Raw genomic sequence first — 20,494 nt, forward strand, 5'->3', positions numbered from 1 at the left:
GAAAATGACATGGTAAATAACGCAACGATTTTCTCTGATGTACAAACGGCCTGGCAAAGCTGGAATGTTCAGGGTTTCGCAACGCAACGTGAGTGCTTACTATCTGTTCAGCGCTCAATGGCTGAGATTAACTCCACCTTGGCAAGTGTGATGGCGTATCACGTTCAACAAGCGACGAGCTTACTGGCTGAACCTCATCTGATGCAGGGGCCGACGGGTGAAACGAATGAGCTTTACGCAGCAGGACGTGGCGTCGCATTAGTGTTAGTTGAGAGCAATGATGCGCAAGCAAGCGTTGCCGCTATTGCACAACTGACCGCCGCGTTGATTGCGGGTAATGGTGTGATTGTTTGTTCAAATAATCAAAATGTAGACCAGTTGCTGAAATCGGCGATTTCCAAGTCGAAGTTGCCGCCACAATTGGTTCAGTTTGTCGGTTTTGACCAAACCTCTGCCTTTATCGAGTTCGACGTTCGAGTTGTGGCTGTGGTTGGAAGCAATGAGACCGAATGGAAAGTTAACCATCAACTGGCTCAACGCGAAAGTGCGATTGGTTTGTTGGTATCTGAAACAGATCTTATGTCGTTACCAACGTCACACGATCCTAATCTAGTATTGAGGTTTATAACGGAAAGGACACGAACCATCAATATTACTGCCGTAGGAGGAAACGCTACCTTGTTAGAACTTGGTAGCTAGACAACTGATCGTTGCCTGCCTCTTACTAGCCTTCACTCTAGATGATTTAGGGTGAAGGCTGATTTTAATAATGAGGAAATAATAATGATTCAAAATAGCTTTGCTATTACGACTACGTTTATCGCCTATTTGGCAATGATGCTTGCAATTGGGGTGTACGCCTACAAACGTACATCGAATTCAAGCGACTACTTTTTAGGAGGGCGCTCTTTAGGGCCGTGGCCAGCAGCACTTTCTGCAGGGGCGTCAGACATGAGTGGCTGGCTGCTTCTCGGTCTACCTGGATATGCATACGCTGCCGGTATTGAAGCCTTCTGGTTAGCTGGTGGACTTCTATTAGGAACATGGCTCAACTGGTTACTTTGTGCCAAGCGTTTACGAACTTACAGCATTACTACTGATGCACTAACATTGCCTGAGTATTTGTCTCGTCGTTTTGACGACAATTCAAAAATGATTCAGGTGATTGCTGCGTTTTTCATTTTACTATTTTTCCTTTTCTATACCAGCTCTGGTTTAGTTGCAGGTGGTAAGCTGTTCGAGACGGTATTTGGTTTAGACTACACTACGGCGGTGATCATCGGTACCGTCTGTGTCGTTTCTTACACGTTGTTCGGTGGCTTTTTGGCGGTATCCTGGACTGATTTAGTTCAGGGTTTATTAATGGCAGCCGCCCTGATGATTGTGCCAGTCGTAGCGATGCAGGGTGGATTAGGTCAATTATCAAGTGATCTCTCGGCAATCAACCCAGAATTGCTGACGCTTTGGAACGATACGAAAGGTGAACCGCTTTCAGCGATCGCGATTGTTTCTTTGATGGCCTGGGGCTTAGGCTACTTTGGTCAGCCTCATATCCTGGCGAGGTTCAAAGCGGCCCGAAGCAATCAAGATCTTACTGCAGCGCGTCGAATTGCTGTTATCTGGACTGCGCTATCGATGGCTGGCGCGATGATGGTGGGGCTCGTAGGTCTTATCTACATTAATCAGTCTGGTGGCGATGCTCTGGCCGATGGTGAAAAGATTTTTATGCTCTTAGTTAATGCCATGTTCCACCCGGTGATTGCGGGTATTTTGCTAGCAGCGATACTCGCAGCAATTATGAGTACAGCAGATTCACAATTGCTCGTGTCTTCTTCGGCTTTGGCTGAGGACTTCTACAAACAAATCATTAAAAAAGATGCATCGTCTAAAGATGTGGTCAGGGTTGGCCGCTTCGGGGTGATACTGATTTCTATTGTGGCATTGGTTTTAGCGATGACACCAGATAGTTCAGTGTTAGGTCTCGTTTCTTATGCATGGGCTGGTTTTGGTGCGGCATTTGGCCCTGCGGTTCTGTTGAGTCTGTATTGGTCGAAAATGACCCGCAACGGAGCGATCGCGGGAATTCTTGTCGGCGGTATTACTATTGTGGTTTGGAAGCAACTGTCCGGTGGTCTATTTGATGTTTATGAGATCGTTCCTGGATTCATTCTGTCGACCTTATCTATCCTTATCGTCAGTGCAATATCAGGGCAGCCTAATGACACGGTTCGTAAACAACATGACAAGTTTGAGAATAATTTACGAGAACTGCCTTAAGTTTGTTAACGGTTAACGTACCGTTTACACTGTAAAAGCGCTCTAATTAGGGCGCTTTTTTGTTGTTGTTTGAAGCAATATCGACGAGTTAAGCGTATATTTCCCCGAAATTTTGAAGCTGATTGAAGAGGAAAGGGGATTTTGATGCGCGTGTAAGTAAATTTCGAAATCTTGATCAAACTTTAGCAAAGAAATGACAGGAATTTTGAATGCATTCCACATTTTTTGGCATGATCGTTTTCTTTTAGAGCGTACCTTCAACAGAATAGATGCTTACAAAACGATCACTAAGACAAGGACAAGATATCATGCCAACTCATTTTTGTGCAGCCTGTAAAAAGGATACCGCCCATAAAGCAGTTATGCGACGTAGTTTCAATGAGAATGGCTCCGTATTTCAAAATTTTCAACAAGTTGTATCTCAACTGGTTCATGGTAGCAGCTACCATAAGCTAGAGCGCCAACTGTTCTGTAGAGTATGCAATAAGCAACATGTTGAAATGGCTCCTCAAGTATCGACCGAAGCAGTAGCAACAAGGCAAACCAACTTAGCTTAATCTAAAGCTTGCCTTTAAAACTGATATTTATAGAGTATTAACTCGCTTTGTGATCGAAGGGGTTTTTACAACTCTAACGTTTGCTTTACAATTAGCTGATATAAAATTTATGAGATTTACTCGTGTCAGCGCTTGCCTTAGACAAAATTGATCTAGAGATCTTACGTATACTGAGCCGTAAAGGCCGACTTCCTATTGTTGAACTAGCCAAGCAGGTTAATTTAACCACGTCACCTTGTTCAGATCGCGTAAAGCGATTGGAGAAAGAAGGTTATATCAAAGGCTATCATGCCGAACTTGATCCCGAAAAGTTGGGCTTAGATGTCCAGGTGTTCATACACATTCGGCTCGATCAATCCAGCTTTTCTATATTCGAAAAATTTGCCAAAGCGGTCGAACTTATGCCCGAAGTTGAAGAGTGTTATTCGCTATCCGGTGATTTCGACACCATGATCAAAGTACGAACCAAAGATATGAAGTCTTATCAGACGTTTATGTCTACAAAGATGGGGACTCTGCCAGGTGTAATTCAGACGCGTAGTGAGGTGGTCATTGAGGAACACAAAGTGGGCTTCGGTGTGAATCCTGAATTACTTGACTTGATCGCAAAATAACAGTTGGGAGCTAAATCGCTCCCAACTAGACGTTAGCAGTGGATCGTTTCGCTATAATATTTGTGCTGAAATGACGCCAAGAAGGCCACCAAAGATCCCGCCCCATACCACCAGCCAACCCAGATGTTCTTTGATCATCTTCTGTACGATTTCCTTGACGATTTGTGGTGTTAACTCACTCAATCTTTGATCAATGATGCTTTCAATGTTTTCTTTGACTTCATTCATCATTGAAGGAGATTCAAGTTGCTGGATCAGTGCTTGCTTAATCTCATCGTTTTGACTGATTTCTACAATTGACTGCTGCATCTTTTCTACGAACGGTTCTTTCAGTGGTGCTAATGCTTCTGTGCCGCCAAACATGGCGAGCATACCGCCAAATGAGGAGTTGGCAATAACCTCAACCAGAGAATCAAACGTCGGGTTAAAGTCCACCTTTTCGAGAACAGGTTGCAGATCGATATTGAGGCCAGAACTCATTTCTTTATTGAGGAAACGGTCAATATTTTCGTTGGTAAAGAACTGCTCCATCATTAAGTTTTTAATGGCGGCTTTGAACTCTTCGAATCGAGCTGGGATGACGCCCGAGCCATAAAGGCCAGGGACTTTCTCAAACAGCATATGAACAGCGAGCCAATTGGTAATAGCGCCAGAAAAGGCGAAGAGCCCGGCGTAAAGTACGATGTCATTTTGGAAGTGGTACCCCACAAAAAGCAGGGTGAGCGCAAGAATATTAGTGATGATGCTTTTGTTCATGGTAAACGCGTTTTCGTTGTTGATGGAATGGCATGGAGTTTAAAGAAAAAAACACGGTATAAAAAGGCTGTTGTTGTTATGTGCGTATTTTCAAATCGCTAAGATCGACTGACAGTGCATCAATGATTCGCCAGTGAATAGTAAACTTGCCACGAGGAAGTGTGTGTAGAAGCAAGCGATTGACCGCCTCAAGTCACTGTTCTATCAATGTAATCTTGAAGTCTTGTTTTTGTACACTAGTCTATTCGTTAGACCAAGGAAGGATTATAAATGAGTGAAAAAATAGACATTAAGTTCTCGTCGGGAAGCGTTTATCATTCTTGTCATATACATCGCCTCGTAGTGTGCACGTTGTTGATATTACTGTTCTCATCTTTTGAGAGTCGAGCCTTTGCCGCCAACGAGTATGCGGTGTTTTCGCTTAACAGTGAGTTTGAAGAGTTGACTCGCAGTAAAGTAAGAATGCTGTATAGAGGCAAAGCAAAGTCACTTCAAGGTAAGCGCGTCGAAATTTCAGATTGGCCAGAAAGTTCGATTCAGCGCGCAGAGTTCTATCGCTTTCTATTAGGCAAAGATACGGCTCAGATGAACGCTTACTGGGCGAGTTTGTCTTTTTCTGGAAAGGCACGCCCCCCTAAAGAAATTCATACAGCTTCGGTTGAATCGTTACTCAATTGGTTAGATGAAAACCCCAATCGTATTGGATACGCACCACTTGAATTGGTACCAGATGATGCAAAAGTTTTGTTGGTTGTAGGTGAGGGGAAATAACATGAAAAAGTACATAATTGCACTCATAACTTCAGCTGCGACGTTTCCTAGTCAATCAGCAATCGAATTAAGTGAAAACTTTTCAATTAGTGGATTTGGCTCGACTTCATGGACCAAATCAGACAACTCAACGCCACTATTGGTCAATCGTAATATCGCTGATGAAAACTGCTTAGATTGTGATACCACTTTAGGGGTTCAGTTCGACTACTATCTTGATGTGTTCAAAGCGTCGCTGCAAGTCGTGAAAAGGCCACAGGATCATTGGAGCGAGCCACAAATTGAATGGGCGTACGCTGGTTATGCATTCGACGTTATTAATACCGAAGTGCGCGCAGGTCGTCTGCGTTTACCTGTCTTTTTGGCTTCAGAATATTACTATGTCGGTCATGCGTACACCACAGCAAGGCCACCTGAGGAAGTCTATAACAGCATTTTAGGCGTAACGGCTTACAACGGGATTAGCGCTATTTGGAATTACGATATTGCCGATGAGATTCAGCTTTCAGTTACCCCTTTTGCTGGTTTTAACGACACCAATGAAGTTGAGTTTGACTCTTATTTGAGCCTAGAGTTTGAAACCAAATCCATGTGGGGGGCGAACATTCAGCTGTCGGGAGAGTATTATCGCTGGAACTTAAGTTACCTCGATTCTAAATTTGATATGACAACAATTTTCCAAGGCTTTAGGTTGCCATCCGTTGAAGAGTCGACGCGTTTGTACTCTCTGGGTGCAGAATACGATATTGCAGGTTTTAAATTGACCGCGGAGGGGCAGACGAACGATTTGAGCTCTGCTTGGTATGGAAGTCTGGCCTATCGCATTGACGAAATTACGCCGTATGCAGTTTATGGGCAGCAATTTAATGGCGATCGTGATAAAACGGGGGCGAGTTATACGCTGGGTGTTCGTTATGATTTATTCTACAACGTCTCTCTTAACGGTGAGTGGCAAAACTTCGATGCCTATGGCGGTGAGCGAGGGGCATTTGTGAGTATTCCTAATCCTAGTAATACCGACGCCAATTTGTATACCGTGCTGATAAACTTCGTCTTTTAGCGAGAGTGCGAAAAGCCAATGATCATCTGTAACTGGCTTAAGTTAATAATAAAAGCCCCGCAATGACATCGCGGGGCTTTGTGTATCGGTATGTCGAACAATACGATATTAAACGCTTATGTTAAGCCGCAGGTGCTTTATCCTCAGTCCCAATAAATCCACCAGTCTGATGGGCCCAAAGCTGAGCATAGATTCCTTTTTTAGCGATCAGTTGCTGGTGGGTACCTTCTTCGATAATTTGTCCTTTGTCTAAGACAATCAATCTGTCCATTTGAGCAATAGTTGATAGGCGGTGAGCAATTGCAATGACCGTTTTTCCTTGCATCAATTCGTTAAGACTTTCTTGAATGGCTGCCTCGACTTCAGAATCAAGCGCCGACGTTGCTTCGTCAAGAATTAAAATCGGAGCATTTTTCAATAGAACACGCGATATGGCGATACGTTGTCTCTGACCACCTGACAGCTTCACTCCGCGCTCACCCACCTGCGCGTCGTAGCCTGTATTACCAAATGGGTCTGTTAGGGTGTCGATGAACTCATGCGCGTGAGCTTGCTTTGTCGCGGCGTACAGCTGTGCTTCAGACGCGTCTGGTCGTCCATAAAGAATATTGTCTTTGATTGAACGGTGAAGTAATGAAGTATCTTGTGTGACCATGCCAATACTGCTTCGCAGTGAATCTTGAGTTACTTTAGATATCGGTTGTCCATCGATACGAATAGTTCCGCCTTCCACATCGTGAAAGCGCAGCAATAAATTGACCAAAGTAGATTTACCAGCCCCTGAGCGGCCAACCAATCCGACTTTTTCACCGGGCTGAATGTTGAGGTCAAGATTGTCGATCACTCCTTTGTTTTCGCCATAATGAAAACTCACATTATCGAACTCAATCCCCCCAGCGGGCACCTGCAGAGGCTGAGCGTTGTCTTCATCTTTGATGGAGATGGGCTTGGATAGTGTCTTAATTCCGTCGACCACTGTACCAATGTTCTCAAATAGAGAGCCGACTTCCCACATGATCCACATCGACATCCCGTTTATTCTAAGCGCAAGGCTGATTGCGATGGCAATGGCGCCAACGGTAATTGCACTTTCCATCCAAAGATAGATAGAAATACCTGCGATCGAGAAAAGCAAAGTGTAGTTGGCTAACTGCACACAAACGTCAAAGCCAGTTACGTAACGCATTTGACGATAAACGGTATCCAAAAATCCATCCATTCCTTCTTCGGCATATTCTGTTTCGCGTTTGCTGTGTGAAAACAGTTTTACCGTAGAAATGTTGGTGTAACTGTCAACGATTCGCCCGGTCATTAATGAGCGAGCATCGGCTTGCTCTGACGCCACGCCTTTCAGTTTAGGAACGAAATAGAGTTGTATTCCGACATAAGCCAACAGCCAAAATAGCATTGGCAGCATTAGGCGCCAGTCGGCTTGAGCTAATATGACCAGCATCGAGGTGAAGTAGACAGAGACGTAAATAAAAACATCAGCGGTTTTCATTACAGTTTCACGCACAGCCAATGCAGTTTGCATCACTTTGGTCGCAACTCGCCCTGCAAAATCGTCTTGGTAAAAAGATAAGCTTTGCTTGAGTAAGTATCGATGCGCCTGCCAGCGAATCGACATTGGATAGTTGCCCAAGAGAGTCTGATGAGTGATCAGGGAATAGACCAAAATAAGTATGGGCATGACCACCAAAATGACTAAACCTACAAGTAGCAGGGTTGCACCATTATCAGCCATAAAGGTTGTCGGATCGCTGGCGGAAAGCCAATCGACCAGCTTGCCCATAAAGGCAAACAGCGAAACTTCAATGATGGCCACAGTTGTACTTAACAATGCCATTATAATCAGTGGCTTTTCAAAGCCTCGAGTATAATGACGGCAAAATGCGAGGATACCGGTTGGTGGTTGTTCGGGTTCCTGCTTCGGAAATGCTTGTGTGAATCCTTCAAAGCGCTTAAACATAGTTCACCTAGACGTGTAACGAGTGAATCAAAAAATACAGTCGTTGGAGTGCTGTAACTTATTGATGGTATTGAGTCTATCTGACTTTCTATAAGATATGAGGTGTGTTCTAACCAAAATACAAGACAGACTTGTTGAGTGTATATGTTTCAATTTGTGACCTCAAGTTCAGCTCGGTCGCTATTAAACATAATGAACGGGTTTACTCGGGCGCAGGTTTTTTTGCTGTCAAAAACATTAATGCCAATAATTATTACGGCTACGATGGCTTGTGCAAAGGGATTTCAGTAAACTAACATTTAACACATTATTTACAATTGCAGGATTGGTCATTTCTTGAATGTTAGGAATTAATAATGCTATTAGGAACAAACCTGCTTGAGACACCCGACTTGGAATTATTTGGTGTCCAAAATGCAAATTGTGTTGTCATGGTACCGCCAAAAGAATTTGGTTTTAACGCAGAAACTGCAGTAGACAATGAGTTTCAGAGCCAGCTTGATTTAGCACCTGAGGTGATAACACAGCAAGCCATGCGTGAGTTTGACGCTATGGTCGCACAATTACGTAAAGCGGGTGTTCAGGTGATAACATTTGATTACCCGTTGGGTGATAGGTCAACACCTGACGCTGTTTTTCCCAATAATTGGTTTAGCACGACCAGAGATGGAACTTTCTATACGTTTCCTATGGCGTGTCAAAACCGACAGAAAGAGGTGAAGCCGCAATCACTGATAGCTGAGTTGGAAAAATCAGGAAGGCACGTTTTACGCAGTGATAGCCTAGTGGATTTTGTTGATCAAGACATTTTCTTAGAGAGCACAGGCGTTATGGTGATGGACCACTGCAACGAAACTATTTATGCAGCGTTATCCCAGCGCTGCGAACGCTCTGCGCTAGAAGAGTTTGCCTCTCGGATCGGATATTCTCGAGTGATCTCCTTTCAAACAAGCTTGCCGTCAGGTCAACCGGTATATCACACCAATGTGATGATGGCTGTAGGGGACAACTTTGCGGTGATTTGCTCAGAAGTCATTCCAGAATATGAACGCCGATTTGTCATCAAGTCGCTAGCGAAAGACAAGCAAGTTATCGATATCACTCTTGAACAAATGAATCAATTTTGCGGCAATATACTACAATTGGAAACGATCAATGGCAGTTCGGTGATCGCTATGTCTCAATCGGCATTTGAGGCGTTTTCTCCATCTCAAATCGCGCAGCTGAGTAGTCATGGAAAACTACTACCATTTGACGTCAGCACGATAGAATCAATCGGCGGTGGAAGCGTGCGCTGTATGCTTGGGGAGGTCTTTTTACCATCACGTAAACGCTCTTTGTAAATACACTGACCATAGCTTGTCGAACACTTGGAGTCAGGAGCGTAGGCCTGACTTCACTGTGCCGAATTGCTCGCTGGCTATGAAAATGGTAGATAGCGTGCAAAGTAGAAAATCCACAATCTAAAGCATCATAACTTTGTGTTTTCAGACACATTTCTTTGCGTGAATTGTTTCTATACTGATGAGTAATTTAATCGAAGAGGGAACGTAAATGCTTAATGAAAACCACGCTTTTGTCATAGATTTTCCAGAGCTTAAATTGGATATTGTTCAGCTTAATCATGACGATCCCATTTTTAAAGCTAAGCTTCAAAAGTACCATGAGTTGGATTACGATATTCGTCAGTTAGAGGTGTCGGGAAGTCCAATTGATGATAGCAATATGCACGATCTTAAGCTGCAACGTATGGAGCTCAAAGATGAGCTATATCAGCAGTTAACAGAGCATCATCAACAAGGTTAATCTCTCAAGCAATGTCTTCTGAGTAAAGCAAGCAACGAGCAAGTCTTGGGGCCTCTTTATCATTACCGCCAGAGCGATGTGTAAGCTGTGTCATCAGGAGTTCTCGGTATTGCATTGCCAGTCGTTGTGCCCAATTTGTGGTAGTCAGGAGTGGGGCTTGCTTTGTGGACGTGAATTCAATATCAAAGAAATTATTGGCTGTTAGTCTTTGTTGGTATAACGATAACCAACGCCCCTCACTGATTGAATGACCGCCGACTTGTCATTGAGCTTTTTTCTCAGTGAGCGAATAATGGTATCGACAACATTGCTAGCGCCCTCGTACTCGATCCCCCACACATTTTTTAATAGGTCTTTTCGCGCCACCGCTGTTTCAGGATTACGGATCAGCAATTCAAGCGTTCCCAACTCGAGCGGAGTAAGATCGATTTTTTGCTCTTTCAAAATCAGCTGCCTCGCTTGTTTGTCAAACCAATTAGGCAGGGCAGCCATCTGGTTTTCCTGGTTGATTTCGTGCAGCAGCCTTTTGGAGATCCACCCATCTACCGAGTGCTCACCCATATCAAGCATCGCAGTGTAATAAGTACGATCGGCAATGTTGACATCGAGATCCAGTACTTGAAAACCAAGCTCAGTGGCCACCGAAGCGTAAGGCTGAAGGTCATTGAGTGCGAGGTATACGGTTCGTAACTCTGGTCGCATTTCAAGATAGGTTCGCTTGATATCAAGCCAACAAGCCGCCTGGACACCACTTAATGATTCGCCTTCGCTTTGTGATAGCCAACGACGGATAAAAATGCTTTTTGTAGCCTGTTGAGTATCTGCTGTCGAAAGAGACAAGTGCCGGTACCAGGCTGCGGTGAGTGGATCTTGCTGCAGTAGAGATGGGCTGACCTCGTCAGGGTTTATCAAACAATAGAAACCGACCAGACTATCATTGCTGTCTCTTACGCAGTGAAAGGCGTTGAGGTGCCTGTTCCACCAGTCTGAATAATAGGCTAGGCAATCTGTAGGCTCATGTTTTTTTATGATGTCCATGACCGCGGTTTTATCACTTTCTTGTGCCGGTTCGACACTGTAGCTTCTGCTGTCGTTCGGAGGGAAAAAGGCGCTGCGAATAACCACGTTATCGACCATGTAAAGCATATCCGCTGTATATCGCCATAGTTGGCTTGTTGAGGCTTGATGGAGCTCTTGCAGTAGAGTCTGACAAGCTCGATTTCGGTAGTCGCAATACGTAGTTGGTGAGCGCATCTTAAGGTTAGAAGAGAGCACATTCTTTAGCACATCGTGTAGGTTTAATCCATCTACCCGGCTATCTATAAAGCTGATGTTACTGAGTTTTTCGTAGAGTTTAGTGCTAGTAGTGTGGTCAATGTCTAGCATCGAGGACAGCAGTGACTCATTAATTCTTCTGACGATCGAAGTTGCTTCGAGCGCCCGACGAAGTTCTGGATCTTTTATGTCCTGAGCAAAATAACTCACCAGCGTTTGTATCACCTCGTTAGGAGGTATTTCACTGAGACGTCTGTTGGGCTCTTCCAACATGGCTGAGCTGGCTAGCTTCAACGCCAGTGGGTGGCCGCTCGCAAATTGATTGATCCCCATCGATAAGATCTTTGAGTGCCCTTGTTGTTGTAGGTAGTCGACGGCTTGCGCGAGTGGCAAACTATTAATTTTCAGACAACGAAATTGTCGATTTAATGGTGGGTTGAGTACCCATTGGTTATCTGGGTGTAATCGTCCAGACAGGATCAGCTTCAAGTCCTTATTCATATTCGGCAGAAAGTCGCGCCTTAGCCATGATTCGATCAAGATGCACGACTCGAACTGATCGAGGATCAGTACCGTGTTGGGCGGTAGACAGCGGCGCACTGAATCAAGGTCATTATCACAAGCCAATTGATAGTGTAATTGTTCGATAAAGCCTTTTGGTGTGGGCTCTACCGCTTGGCAGTCGACCTTGACGCAGTGACTTGGGTATTGTTCGACAAATTGTGCAAGGAGAGTGCTTTTTCCGATGCCCGCAATTCCGTATAGACCTATGATATCGGGCCCGTCATCATTAAAGATTTTCTGCAGAATGGTCAACTCTGTAGCTCGAATACTGTCAACATCCACTGCCAAAACACTCGCTCCATTACTTGAACGTTGTTAATGATAATAGTAAAGATAAGCGCAACAAGTGCACGTTCTCATCAAATTCTCATCAAATTCTCATCAATATTGCTTGTCTCTCTGACTATGGTTGTAGGTACGGAAGTGAAGTAGGTAGGAGATAATATGAGAGGTTTACAAATATTACCCGTTGCAGCGTGTCTGAGTTTGATGACATATACCGTTGGGGCACAGTCATTAAAAGTGGAACGTGCTGAAAGTGCTGCGCACTCTGGACTTAGTGCAAAAGCGACAATTCTCGATACTGATGGCAATGTACTAAGACAAGGGAATGCTGACTGGCATTGTACCCCAGGAGTGCCTGTCATCCCGGGTGATGAACACCCAATGTGTAACGATGCGGTATGGTCTAAGCTGTTACAGGCAGCAGCAAATGGCGAGCCCTTTGAAACGGACCGAATAGGCATTTCTTACATGATGCAAGGTGATGCGATGGTCAGTAACTCTAACCCTGCTGCGACCGATCCCAATAACGGTGACGTCTGGGTTAAAGAAGGCCCGCATATAATGATCGTTGTTCCGCACGAACTGTTAAAGGGGGTCAGTGAAGACCCTTACAATGGTGGTCCGTATGTGATGTGGAAAGATACGCCTTATGCGCACATCATGGTGCCTGTTGCCAACAAATAAGCTGTATTAACGAGGACAAATTTTATGAGTGCTTCATTATATGAAAGGCTAGGTGGCTCTGAGGCCATTACTCAGATTTCCGGTGACATTGTTGATTTTCATATGGATAACCAGAGCATAGCGAATCGTTTTGCCAATTCTGATACCAGAAAATTAAAGAAAGCGGTGTCTGAATTTTTTATTACTGGTACCGGTGGGCCAAACCTGTACACAGGTAAAGACATGCGTTCGGTACACCGGGGGATGAATATCTCTGCCATTGAGTTTGTAGCGGTTCTTGATGACGCTTTGCAAGCGTTACAGAAAAATGGCGTAGGACAAAGAGAGCAAGAAGAGGTGCTGTTTATTTTGTACAGCATGCGCTCTGAGATCATTCTAGTTTAGCGAAAATCAAAAAATAAAGGTGAGCTCATAGTGACCACTCCCTTTATTTTTTAAGCTCATTTAATGTGCACAATACTGGTCAAGCAGATTTGCTAGGTGGCGAAAAGCAACATATGGCTGTTCGAGAGGTTTTGGTTGACTATAGAACGGGTTGGCTATTAATGAGGCGGTGTTGGGTGTGTTACCAACCCATCACCGCCGCATGGTGGATATCGTTTTAGGCTTTGTAGTACAAAATCGCCATAGATTGAGGAGGCTGGAGAAGCTCATCTTCAACGTGATCAGCTTGAGAAAGACCAGTAGCCGTATCACAAATAGTCGTCCAGACCTGCTTGCGATCATTAGGTAACTTAAATCGTGCCGGTGCTTTGGTCTGATTAATCAGATACAAAAGCTCGTCACCTTCTTTGCCAATACCAAGGTGCAGAGCAACACTACTTAGCGAGTTCCAATCATCGTGCTCCATTAATTGACCATCGACGCGACTCCAGAATATTCGGTTGTTATTGCGCGTATCACCGCTGAATGCACGAATAAACGGTGTCATATACGTTGCTCTTGCTTTAAGCATTTCGGCCAACCATTGCTTGAAGTCCTGTTTCGCTTCACTTGGTTGCCAGTCTAGCCAGCTGATCTCATTGTCTTGGCAATAGGCGTTGTTGTTACCTTTTTGTGTATGAGACAGTACGTCAGCAGTGAGAATGTGAGGAATACCAAACGCAAACAACAAGCTCGCCATCAAGTTGCGTTTTTGCTTTTCACGAATGGACAAAATTGCTGGGATATCAGTTTCGCCCTCCACACCATAGTTCTCTGAACGATTGTCGCCATGTCCGTCTCGATTGTTCTCACCATTTTTTTCATTGTGCTTGTGTCTATATGAGACAAGATCTTGCATGGTGAAACCATCGTGATAGGTGATGTAATTGACGGTCAGTTTATAAGGCCAGTTTGCTGCACTGTATAAATCGCGAGATCCCATTAGCCGGGTTGCAAACTCTTTGAGGTAACCATGATCACCACGCCAAAAGCTGCGAGTGATATCTCGGAGTCGATCATTACACTCGTTCCAGCCAAATGGAAAGTTCCCCACCTGATAGCCGTTAGGGCCAATATCCCAGGGTTCTGCGATGAGCTTAGTCTGCTTGAGCGTAGGATCCTGAGCGACGGCTTTGAAAAATGCAGCCTCTTGGCTAAAGTGCTCGCCATTACGACCAAGGGTGGCCGCCAGATCGAAACGAAAGCCATCGACTTTAAACTCTGTCACCCAATAGCGCAGCGTATCCATGACAAGGTTGAGTGCGGGCTGGTGGCTGAGATCAACCGTATTGCCGCAACCTGTAAAATTGGCGAAGTAATCGCCATGTCTTAGGTAGGTTTTGTTATCAAGCGCCTTGAGGTTAAACACTGGCCCGCTTTCGCCGCCTTCGGCAGTATGGTTATAAACCACATCCAAAATGACTTCTATGCCGTGTTTATGCAATTCACGAATAGCTGTCTTGAGCTCTGTTACAGCGTCACTGGTCGCATAGCGAGGATCAGGCGCCATAAACAAATAGGGGTTGTAACCCCAGTAATTGACCTTATCCATATCTAAAAGGTGAGGTTCATGCATACAAGCGGCAATAGGAAGCAGTTGCAAAGATGTGATGTTTTGTTCTTTGTAAAAGCGAATCATTTCATCACAGACAAGTCCAAGGTATTTGCCGCGTTGTTCGACATTGACTTCATCATTAAGTTTGGTAAGACCTTTGACATGGGTTTCAAACAACACCATGTCTTCACGCTCAATTCTAGGGTGTGTTGTATCTTGCCAATCGAAATCATCGTTAATGACCAAACATTTGGCCATTGAAAAACTCTTCTCGGCACTGAATGGCGCGATGTAGTGTAACGGGCGATCTAACGCTTTGGCGTAAGGATCAGACAGCAATGTTTCATTCCCATCACCGTCAACGACGATGTACCCGTATTTCTGTCCGGGCTTAATACCTTTTAGGTATGTGAAGCGAATATCAGCATATCTGCCAGGTAATGGAAACGTTGTGAAGTTGTCATCGCAATCAAATAAGGCCAGCTCAATATTGTCGATATCAGGCGCATAAATGGAGAAGTTACAACCGCCTTCATCAGGTGTGGCACCTAAAGGATACGGACTAGATGGCTGTTTATTCATATAAGAAACTGTTCGTTATTCTTTTACTGATAAGGTATTAGCTTCTTAGTAAAAAGGTTTGTCAGCATTTGGTCAAGCTTAGATCACAGAATTTTATTTGTAATTAAATTTCATTTTATGGGGGGAATTGTTAAAAAGAGTGACACAGCTCGAGCTTTGCGCGGTGAAACATTTGTTTTATCAATCATACTCCCCCTTAAACCTGTGATCTAGACCGCTAATATGGCGTAAAGTTATTTTTCTCACCCCCTCTCATCCCCCTTGATTATAAATAGGGTGGATGAAGCACCACTCTCATCACTCCTTTAATCTCAACCTCGTTCAATTAACTCGGGACCCTAAAACCGATAATTCTGGCTTTGCTTTCGTTTGATACTGCCTTCAAACCAACGTAACGCCAATGAATATAACAATAAGTTAAACGGAGTTTTCTAATGAAAAAAGTAAGTGTAGTTGCTGCTGCAGTGGTAGGTGCTTTAACTGCTGGTCAAGCTCTTGCAAATGTGGACTTTAATGGTTACATGCGTGCAGGTATTGGTCTAAGCGAACATGGTGGTACTCAAACTACGTTCGAAAAGAACAAAGTTGGTCGTCTAGGTAATGAGAGCGATTTGTACTCAGAAGTGCAATTAGGCAAAGAAGTTTACAATGACAATGGCAAGACAATGTACCTTCAATCGATGTTTGCAATGACATCAGATGGTTCAAATGACTGGGAAGGTACTGCTGATCAAGACGCTAACTTTGCACTACGTCAATTCAACGTACAGGCGAAAGGTTTCCTAGGTTTTGCTCCAGAAGCAACATTGTGGGCAGGTAAGCGTTACTACCAACGTAAAGACATCCACATCTCAGATTTTTACTATGTAAATAATTCTGGTTCTGGTGCTGGTATCGAAAACATTGAAGCTGGCCCTGGTAAATTGTCTTTGGCCTGGGTTCGTCATGACGACGGAGTTGATGCCGGTACAGAGAACGGCAAAGTAAACATTAACTCAATCGATGTACGTTATGCGGGTATTCCTCTTTGGGAAAATGCTTCTCTAGAACTTATCGGTATGGCTGCGCTTCCAAATGAAACAGACCAGGCTGATCAAGCGATTAAAGACGCGAAAACTGGTTTTATGGGAACAGCTGAGCTAACTATGGGTCTGTCTGCTGGTTTTAACAAAACAGTTGTTCAATACGGTACAGAGGGCTACGCAGGTCACATGCAATGGTTCGGTGGCGGCGGTGGTTGGTACCCAATCAATGTTAATGAAGGTGCAACGGGTTATCGTTTGATTAACTGGGGTGTCTCTGAGCTAGGTAGCAACATTGAGTTTGGTCACCAATTAGTTTACGCGGCAGGTCAAGATGTTGGTGCTGAAGGTGATGAAAACTCGACTATCTCTGCAGTTGTTCGCCCTATGTATAAGTGGAACGACAACATGCGTACAATTCTTGAGGCCGGTTATGCTCAAGATGACAACAATGGTAGCAAAACAACAAACAGCAAATTCACTGTTGCTCAAGCATGGTCTGCAGGCTCAAGCTTCTGGGCGCGTCCAGAACTACGTGTTTATGCATCTTACTTAAACCAAGATGGCGACGGTCAATCTGAAGGTTCATACAAGTTCAACGGTGGTAAATCACAATCTCAAATGCAGGTTGGTGTTCAAGTTGAAGCGTGGTGGTAAACACATCTCGTTAACTTAGTATCAAGTACAGCCAGCATGTCTGGCTGTACTCATTTTTAAAGCGGAGAGTATTTATGAAATTTCGATGGTTACCCATTCTTGCTGCAATTTCTTTGGCAGGGTGTTCCACACCACAAATGGTTTCTAACGATGTAGAACCCTCTCGGCAAGTAATAACGTCTATTGATAGTCTTAAGTGGTTGCAGCTAGACTTACCGGTAGATATCTCTACAACATTAAATAATAACTCTCAGGTACTGCTGCAAGACAACATAGCAAGCCCTATTACCGGGTTCGTTATTTCAGGCGAACAAGGTAGCCTTGATTTTAAAATTTCCACCTTAGTGGTCAAAGAAAAAACGCTCTACGCCTCATCTGTCCGAGTGACGGATAATCAAGGGCGTATATTGGCAGAAAAAGCCTTTTCAGATTTCAACTACGTTGAAGCTCACATGCTTGATCCAGACATGTATGTGACAAACTTCACCGTGATTCCTTATCTTGATTCAAAGGAACTGAATGTTGTCATTTATACCACCAATGATGATCTTGATAGCACTTCTAAAGTCACCCATCCCGCGAAGCTGTATGCCAAAGCACGAGGCAACCATGAGCCAGATATCGCTGATCCATCAATACCGCATGCTCCCTATGGGACAGTAAGAATCACGATTCAGGGTAATGATGTAGTTAACAAGAGAGTTGATAACAGCGGTGACTATACTCCTGAAGCAGCCTCAAATGAGGTTTACTACAAGTCGGCTATCGAAAAAGCGGTTGCAAATAATGACATTCCAAAAGCGCTTAGTTTGTTAGATGAAGCTAAGGCATTGAATATTGATGGTGCACAAGATGTATTTATTAAGGCTATAAATAAAGCTAAATAAATATTAGATACGTTAAATTAGATATTCTTTCTATTAATTTGTAATAAAATATTTAGTGCCAACTGCGTGGGGGAATAATAAATTTCTCCCATGTTTGTTAATAATCCGCTAACAATTATATCTTTTTCACTGTGATCCTCGTCAAGTAACCAATAGTAATTAAATTACGCAAAGTGGGGGTGTGAAATTGAACTTGCGTGATCTCTGTCTCTTTATCCTCCCATCTTTTGTATTTTGATTACATTGCAAGCTTCCACCAAAGGCATTAGTCACATTATAGGGATATAAGTTCCACTTGGTATGCTAGTTATTGAGTGGGTTACTCGATACTTCCTATTACCTTTTTAAATATACCCAGTTTGCTGGGTTTTTATTTTGTCATTACTCTCCGCTCCCTATAGGAAATATACCTATATCTTCTATTTATCAATCCAACAACTGCCTTTTGGATGAGGAATAGATAAAAATAATAAGGTTTGGAGTTAATAATGAAAAAAATGAATTTGGTTGCAGTCGCTGTTGCTGCTTCTCTTGCTGCTGCCCCTGCACTTTCTGTTGAGTTTTTTGGTTACTTTCGCGCTGGTACTGCGTTAAGCACCAATGGTACTGGTGATGCAAATTACGAGAAGCAAAAAGTAGGTCGTTTGGGTAACGAGAACGACAACTACTCAGAATTTGGTTTCCGTCAGGATCTACAAACAGGTGACAAAAACTGGCGCGTAGAAGCAATGCTTAACAATGGCAACAGCGGCACCAACGCACCTAATTCAGGTGGTACGGTGGGCGTAGCGCAATTCAACGTTCAAGCAACTGGCGTACTGGGCTTTGATAAAGAAGCGACAGTTTGGGCCGGTAAACGTTACTACCAACGAAAAGATGTACACATCACCGACTTCTACTTCTTAAACACATCGGGCACCGGTGGTGGTATCGAAAACATTTCTGTCGGTAATCAAAAACTGTCTTTTGCTTTAATCGACGATACTAACTCTTCACAAGATACTGGTAAGCAATACTACGAGTTTGACTCAAAAACTGGCGAAAAAAAGCTGGTTAACGAAAAAGAAGAAGTTAAGTCTTACACCGCTGATGTGCGCCTAGCAAACATTGGCCTTTGGGAAGACGCAACACTAGAGATCGCAGGTGCTTATAACTTTGGTACCGGTACTGCGTCTGGCAACACAAACCTAAAAGCGGATGACGGCGCGTTAGTTACCGCTATTCTTCACCAAAACATGACCAGTGGTTTTAACCAGACTGTGGTTCAATACGGTAACAGCTCGTACGGTGCTCAAATGGCCGATCTCGGCAACGGTGGTAGCTTTGATCGTCGTGATGATGCTAACAACGATGCGCAAGGTGTTCGTGTTCTTAACTGGGGTGTAGTTAGCCTGAGCGAAAACTGGGAAATGGGTCACCAGTTCTTAGCTGCACGCTCAACGGATGCCGCTATCTCTTCGACAAACCGCATGAAGTCAGATCACGATCTAGTGTCTGCGGTCATCCGCCCAATGTACCAATGGACTGATTCTGTTCGCACTATCTTTGAAGCCGGTGCTTACCAAGAGAACTACAGCAATGCCGGCAACAAGAAAGGCAGCAAGTTCACTGTGGCTCAGGCGTTCTCTATGGGAGAAGGCTTCTTTGCTCGTCCAGAAATCCGTGTATACGGTACGTACCTAGACGATCGTTCAGACAGCGCACAACTTTCTGACAAGTCTAAGAAAAAAGAATTCTTGATGGGTGTTCAGGTTGAAGCCTGGTTCTAATCCAATACCGTAAGATACTTTTTTAGTAACACGCAATGGATTAGCTTGCTGATCCATTTAGCCTCCAGGCCAAGTTATATGTCTGGAGGCGTCATCCATAAGGCCGCGCACGAGCCCTTTGCTGAGGAGAAAATATGAAACTTCGAGCTTTAGTCCTATCAGGTTGTGTTTCATTAATTGGTTGTCAGGCTCCCTTAGTCCTAGAGCAAGCAGCAACGCAATCGGCAATAGGTGTTTCCAATGTGTCTATGCTAAATGTTGCGACAACAAAAATACCAGGACAAGTGCAGTTTAATATCACTGAACGGTCTCAGGTGCTGAGCAGCAGCGATATAGATAGCCCTGTTGCGGCGATCGAGTTACCCACTGATCGTGGCGCGTTGGCCATTACCGTGACAAGCCTTATTGATGATCATTTGTTCGCTCCTTACGTGAAGATCATGCGTAAAGATGGTTCTGTGATCGATGATTACGATTTCAATGAGTTTACTTATCTAAAGCCAAGGTTCGTTCTAGGAAATCGTTTGGAGGCGGAATTTAACTTTTTACCGCCGACAAATTCACTGCAACCGGTTATTTTGGTTATTTATACCAAACGTGAAGCGTTGAACCAAACAACCGATGTTATCCATCCCGCTCGCCTAGACGCTGAAGCGCGAGGTAACCACCTTCCTGAAGTGAAAGACATCCCGGTCCCACATGCGCTAACGGGAACCATTTCCGTCGTTGTTGATGGCGCAGCTAGCGTGAAGCCAGCTAACGCGCAACCGACACGAACTATCACACCTTCGAATAAGGCTTATTACGAAACCGAAATTGAGAAAGCGGTTACAAACAACGACCTTAAAAAGGCCGTAGGTTTGCTTGAAGAAGCAGAAGCGCTTGGCATCGAAGGGATGCGAACGGTTTTTAATAAAGCGGTCAATCTATAGTCAGCTTTCACATGTTTAAACAAAAAAACGGTATGCCGAGGCATAAATC

At 44.1% G+C, this 20,494-nt stretch carries 19 protein-coding genes; 15 read left to right on the forward strand and 4 right to left on the reverse strand.

Annotated features, from left to right (window positions below; translation table 11 throughout):
• The first annotated feature begins 9 nt into the window (after positions 1-9).
• From LNL84_RS12255 to LNL84_RS12270, 4 genes are all read left to right on the forward strand, one after another.
• Positions 10-699 carry a 1-pyrroline-5-carboxylate dehydrogenase gene (locus tag LNL84_RS12255; protein ID WP_244357767.1) on the forward strand — a complete coding sequence of 230 codons (690 nt, stop codon included), beginning with the start codon at positions 10-12 and terminating at the stop codon, positions 697-699.
• A gap of 87 nt (positions 700-786) precedes the next feature.
• Positions 787-2,277, forward strand: coding sequence for a sodium/proline symporter PutP (putP, locus tag LNL84_RS12260; protein ID WP_244357948.1), 1,491 nt, complete (start codon positions 787-789; stop codon positions 2,275-2,277).
• Positions 2,278-2,585: 308 nt separating this feature from the next.
• On the forward strand, positions 2,586-2,834 hold the full coding sequence (locus tag LNL84_RS12265) for a hypothetical protein (RefSeq protein ID WP_244357769.1): 249 nt from the start codon (positions 2,586-2,588) through the stop codon (positions 2,832-2,834).
• A gap of 122 nt (positions 2,835-2,956) precedes the next feature.
• Positions 2,957-3,448 carry an Lrp/AsnC family transcriptional regulator gene (locus LNL84_RS12270; protein WP_244357771.1) on the forward strand — a complete coding sequence of 164 codons (492 nt, stop codon included), beginning with the start codon at positions 2,957-2,959 and terminating at the stop codon, positions 3,446-3,448.
• A gap of 51 nt (positions 3,449-3,499) precedes the next feature.
• Here the strand turns inward: LNL84_RS12270 and LNL84_RS12275 are convergent, their stop codons facing one another.
• Positions 3,500-4,204, reverse strand: coding sequence for a DUF445 domain-containing protein (locus tag LNL84_RS12275; protein ID WP_244357773.1), 705 nt, complete (start codon positions 4,202-4,204; stop codon positions 3,500-3,502).
• A gap of 270 nt (positions 4,205-4,474) precedes the next feature.
• On the opposite strand from LNL84_RS12275, the gene LNL84_RS12280 reads away from it, so the two are divergent.
• Both LNL84_RS12280 and LNL84_RS12285 read left to right on the forward strand, forming a co-directional pair.
• Complete coding sequence (locus LNL84_RS12280) at positions 4,475-4,975, forward strand: hypothetical protein (protein WP_244357775.1); 501 nt, start codon at positions 4,475-4,477, stop codon at positions 4,973-4,975.
• A 1-nt stretch (position 4,976) separates the two neighbouring features.
• Positions 4,977-6,035: a porin gene (locus LNL84_RS12285; protein ID WP_244357777.1), complete on the forward strand. Its 1,059-nt coding sequence runs from the start codon at positions 4,977-4,979 to the stop codon at positions 6,033-6,035.
• A gap of 121 nt (positions 6,036-6,156) precedes the next feature.
• Here LNL84_RS12285 and LNL84_RS12290 read toward each other — a convergent pair whose 3' ends face one another.
• Positions 6,157-8,004 carry an ABC transporter ATP-binding protein gene (locus LNL84_RS12290; protein WP_244357779.1) on the reverse strand — a complete coding sequence of 616 codons (1,848 nt, stop codon included), beginning with the start codon at positions 8,002-8,004 and terminating at the stop codon, positions 6,157-6,159.
• Positions 8,005-8,360: 356 nt separating this feature from the next.
• On the opposite strand from LNL84_RS12290, the gene LNL84_RS12295 reads away from it, so the two are divergent.
• From LNL84_RS12295 to LNL84_RS19815, 3 genes are all read left to right on the forward strand, one after another.
• Entirely contained in the window at positions 8,361-9,347 is a 987-nt protein-coding gene (locus tag LNL84_RS12295; protein WP_244357780.1) for an arginine deiminase-related protein, read from the forward strand.
• Between the two features lie 211 nt (positions 9,348-9,558).
• Positions 9,559-9,810 (forward strand): HP1242/YdcH family protein, encoded by a 252-nt coding sequence (locus LNL84_RS12300; RefSeq protein ID WP_244357782.1) that lies wholly within the window; start codon positions 9,559-9,561, stop codon positions 9,808-9,810.
• A gap of 61 nt (positions 9,811-9,871) precedes the next feature.
• Positions 9,872-10,015 carry a hydrogenase/urease maturation nickel metallochaperone HypA gene (locus LNL84_RS19815; protein WP_425244308.1) on the forward strand — a complete coding sequence of 48 codons (144 nt, stop codon included), beginning with the start codon at positions 9,872-9,874 and terminating at the stop codon, positions 10,013-10,015.
• Here the strand turns inward: LNL84_RS19815 and LNL84_RS12305 are convergent.
• Complete coding sequence (locus tag LNL84_RS12305; RefSeq protein WP_244357950.1) at positions 10,012-11,931, reverse strand: winged helix-turn-helix domain-containing protein; 1,920 nt, start codon at positions 11,929-11,931, stop codon at positions 10,012-10,014. The genes LNL84_RS19815 and LNL84_RS12305 overlap by 4 nt on opposite strands.
• Positions 11,932-12,093: 162 nt before the next feature.
• Between LNL84_RS12305 and LNL84_RS12310 the strand changes: the two genes are divergently transcribed.
• Both LNL84_RS12310 and LNL84_RS12315 read left to right on the forward strand, forming a co-directional pair.
• On the forward strand, positions 12,094-12,618 hold the full coding sequence (locus LNL84_RS12310) for a hypothetical protein (RefSeq protein WP_244357784.1): 525 nt from the start codon (positions 12,094-12,096) through the stop codon (positions 12,616-12,618).
• Positions 12,619-12,642: 24 nt separating this feature from the next.
• Positions 12,643-13,002, forward strand: a complete 360-nt coding sequence (locus LNL84_RS12315; protein ID WP_244357786.1) for a group I truncated hemoglobin — start codon at positions 12,643-12,645, stop codon at positions 13,000-13,002.
• Between the two features lie 217 nt (positions 13,003-13,219).
• Here LNL84_RS12315 and glgX read toward each other — a convergent pair whose 3' ends face one another.
• On the reverse strand, positions 13,220-15,178 hold the full coding sequence (gene glgX, locus LNL84_RS12320) for a glycogen debranching protein GlgX (RefSeq protein WP_244357788.1): 1,959 nt from the start codon (positions 15,176-15,178) through the stop codon (positions 13,220-13,222).
• 434 nt (positions 15,179-15,612) lie between these two features.
• Between glgX and LNL84_RS12325 the strand changes: the two genes are divergently transcribed.
• The 4 genes from LNL84_RS12325 to LNL84_RS12340 all read left to right on the forward strand — a co-directional run bounded on the left by LNL84_RS12325 (position 15,613) and on the right by LNL84_RS12340 (position 20,445).
• The gene (locus LNL84_RS12325) at positions 15,613-16,857 is read left to right on the forward strand and encodes a maltoporin (protein WP_244357790.1); all 1,245 of its coding nucleotides are present in this window, start codon (positions 15,613-15,615) and stop codon (positions 16,855-16,857) included.
• Between the two features lie 74 nt (positions 16,858-16,931).
• Positions 16,932-17,744, forward strand: coding sequence for a MalM family protein (locus LNL84_RS12330; RefSeq protein ID WP_244357792.1), 813 nt, complete (start codon positions 16,932-16,934; stop codon positions 17,742-17,744).
• Between the two features lie 488 nt (positions 17,745-18,232).
• Positions 18,233-19,513: a carbohydrate porin gene (locus LNL84_RS12335; protein ID WP_244357794.1), complete on the forward strand. Its 1,281-nt coding sequence runs from the start codon at positions 18,233-18,235 to the stop codon at positions 19,511-19,513.
• Positions 19,514-19,647: 134 nt separating this feature from the next.
• Positions 19,648-20,445: a MalM family protein gene (locus LNL84_RS12340; protein WP_244357796.1), complete on the forward strand. Its 798-nt coding sequence runs from the start codon at positions 19,648-19,650 to the stop codon at positions 20,443-20,445.
• Positions 20,446-20,494 lie beyond the last annotated feature (49 nt).

The organism is Vibrio gelatinilyticus (genome assembly GCF_022836845.1).
Lineage (GTDB): Bacteria > Pseudomonadota > Gammaproteobacteria > Enterobacterales > Vibrionaceae > Vibrio > Vibrio gelatinilyticus.

Excerpts from the sequence above, each read along its gene's own strand:
- LNL84_RS12330 (WP_244357792.1), top strand. The coding sequence starts at position 16,932 with ATGAAATTTCGATGGTTACCCATTCTTGCTGCAATTTCTTTGGCAGGG.
- LNL84_RS12275 (WP_244357773.1), bottom strand. The coding sequence starts at position 4,204 with ATGAACAAAAGCATCATCACTAATATTCTTGCGCTCACCCTGCTTTTT.
- LNL84_RS12290 (WP_244357779.1), bottom strand. The coding sequence starts at position 8,004 with ATGTTTAAGCGCTTTGAAGGATTCACACAAGCATTTCCGAAGCAGGAA.
- LNL84_RS12325 (WP_244357790.1), top strand. The coding sequence starts at position 15,613 with ATGAAAAAAGTAAGTGTAGTTGCTGCTGCAGTGGTAGGTGCTTTAACT.
- LNL84_RS12280 (WP_244357775.1), top strand. The coding sequence starts at position 4,475 with ATGAGTGAAAAAATAGACATTAAGTTCTCGTCGGGAAGCGTTTATCAT.
- LNL84_RS12285 (WP_244357777.1), top strand. The coding sequence starts at position 4,977 with ATGAAAAAGTACATAATTGCACTCATAACTTCAGCTGCGACGTTTCCT.
- LNL84_RS12335 (WP_244357794.1), top strand. The coding sequence starts at position 18,233 with ATGAAAAAAATGAATTTGGTTGCAGTCGCTGTTGCTGCTTCTCTTGCT.
- glgX (WP_244357788.1), bottom strand. The coding sequence starts at position 15,178 with ATGAATAAACAGCCATCTAGTCCGTATCCTTTAGGTGCCACACCTGAT.
- LNL84_RS12255 (WP_244357767.1), top strand. The coding sequence starts at position 10 with ATGGTAAATAACGCAACGATTTTCTCTGATGTACAAACGGCCTGGCAA.
- LNL84_RS12295 (WP_244357780.1), top strand. The coding sequence starts at position 8,361 with ATGCTATTAGGAACAAACCTGCTTGAGACACCCGACTTGGAATTATTT.
- LNL84_RS12265 (WP_244357769.1), top strand. The coding sequence starts at position 2,586 with ATGCCAACTCATTTTTGTGCAGCCTGTAAAAAGGATACCGCCCATAAA.
- LNL84_RS12315 (WP_244357786.1), top strand. The coding sequence starts at position 12,643 with ATGAGTGCTTCATTATATGAAAGGCTAGGTGGCTCTGAGGCCATTACT.
- LNL84_RS12310 (WP_244357784.1), top strand. The coding sequence starts at position 12,094 with ATGAGAGGTTTACAAATATTACCCGTTGCAGCGTGTCTGAGTTTGATG.
- LNL84_RS12340 (WP_244357796.1), top strand. The coding sequence starts at position 19,648 with ATGAAACTTCGAGCTTTAGTCCTATCAGGTTGTGTTTCATTAATTGGT.
- LNL84_RS12300 (WP_244357782.1), top strand. The coding sequence starts at position 9,559 with ATGCTTAATGAAAACCACGCTTTTGTCATAGATTTTCCAGAGCTTAAA.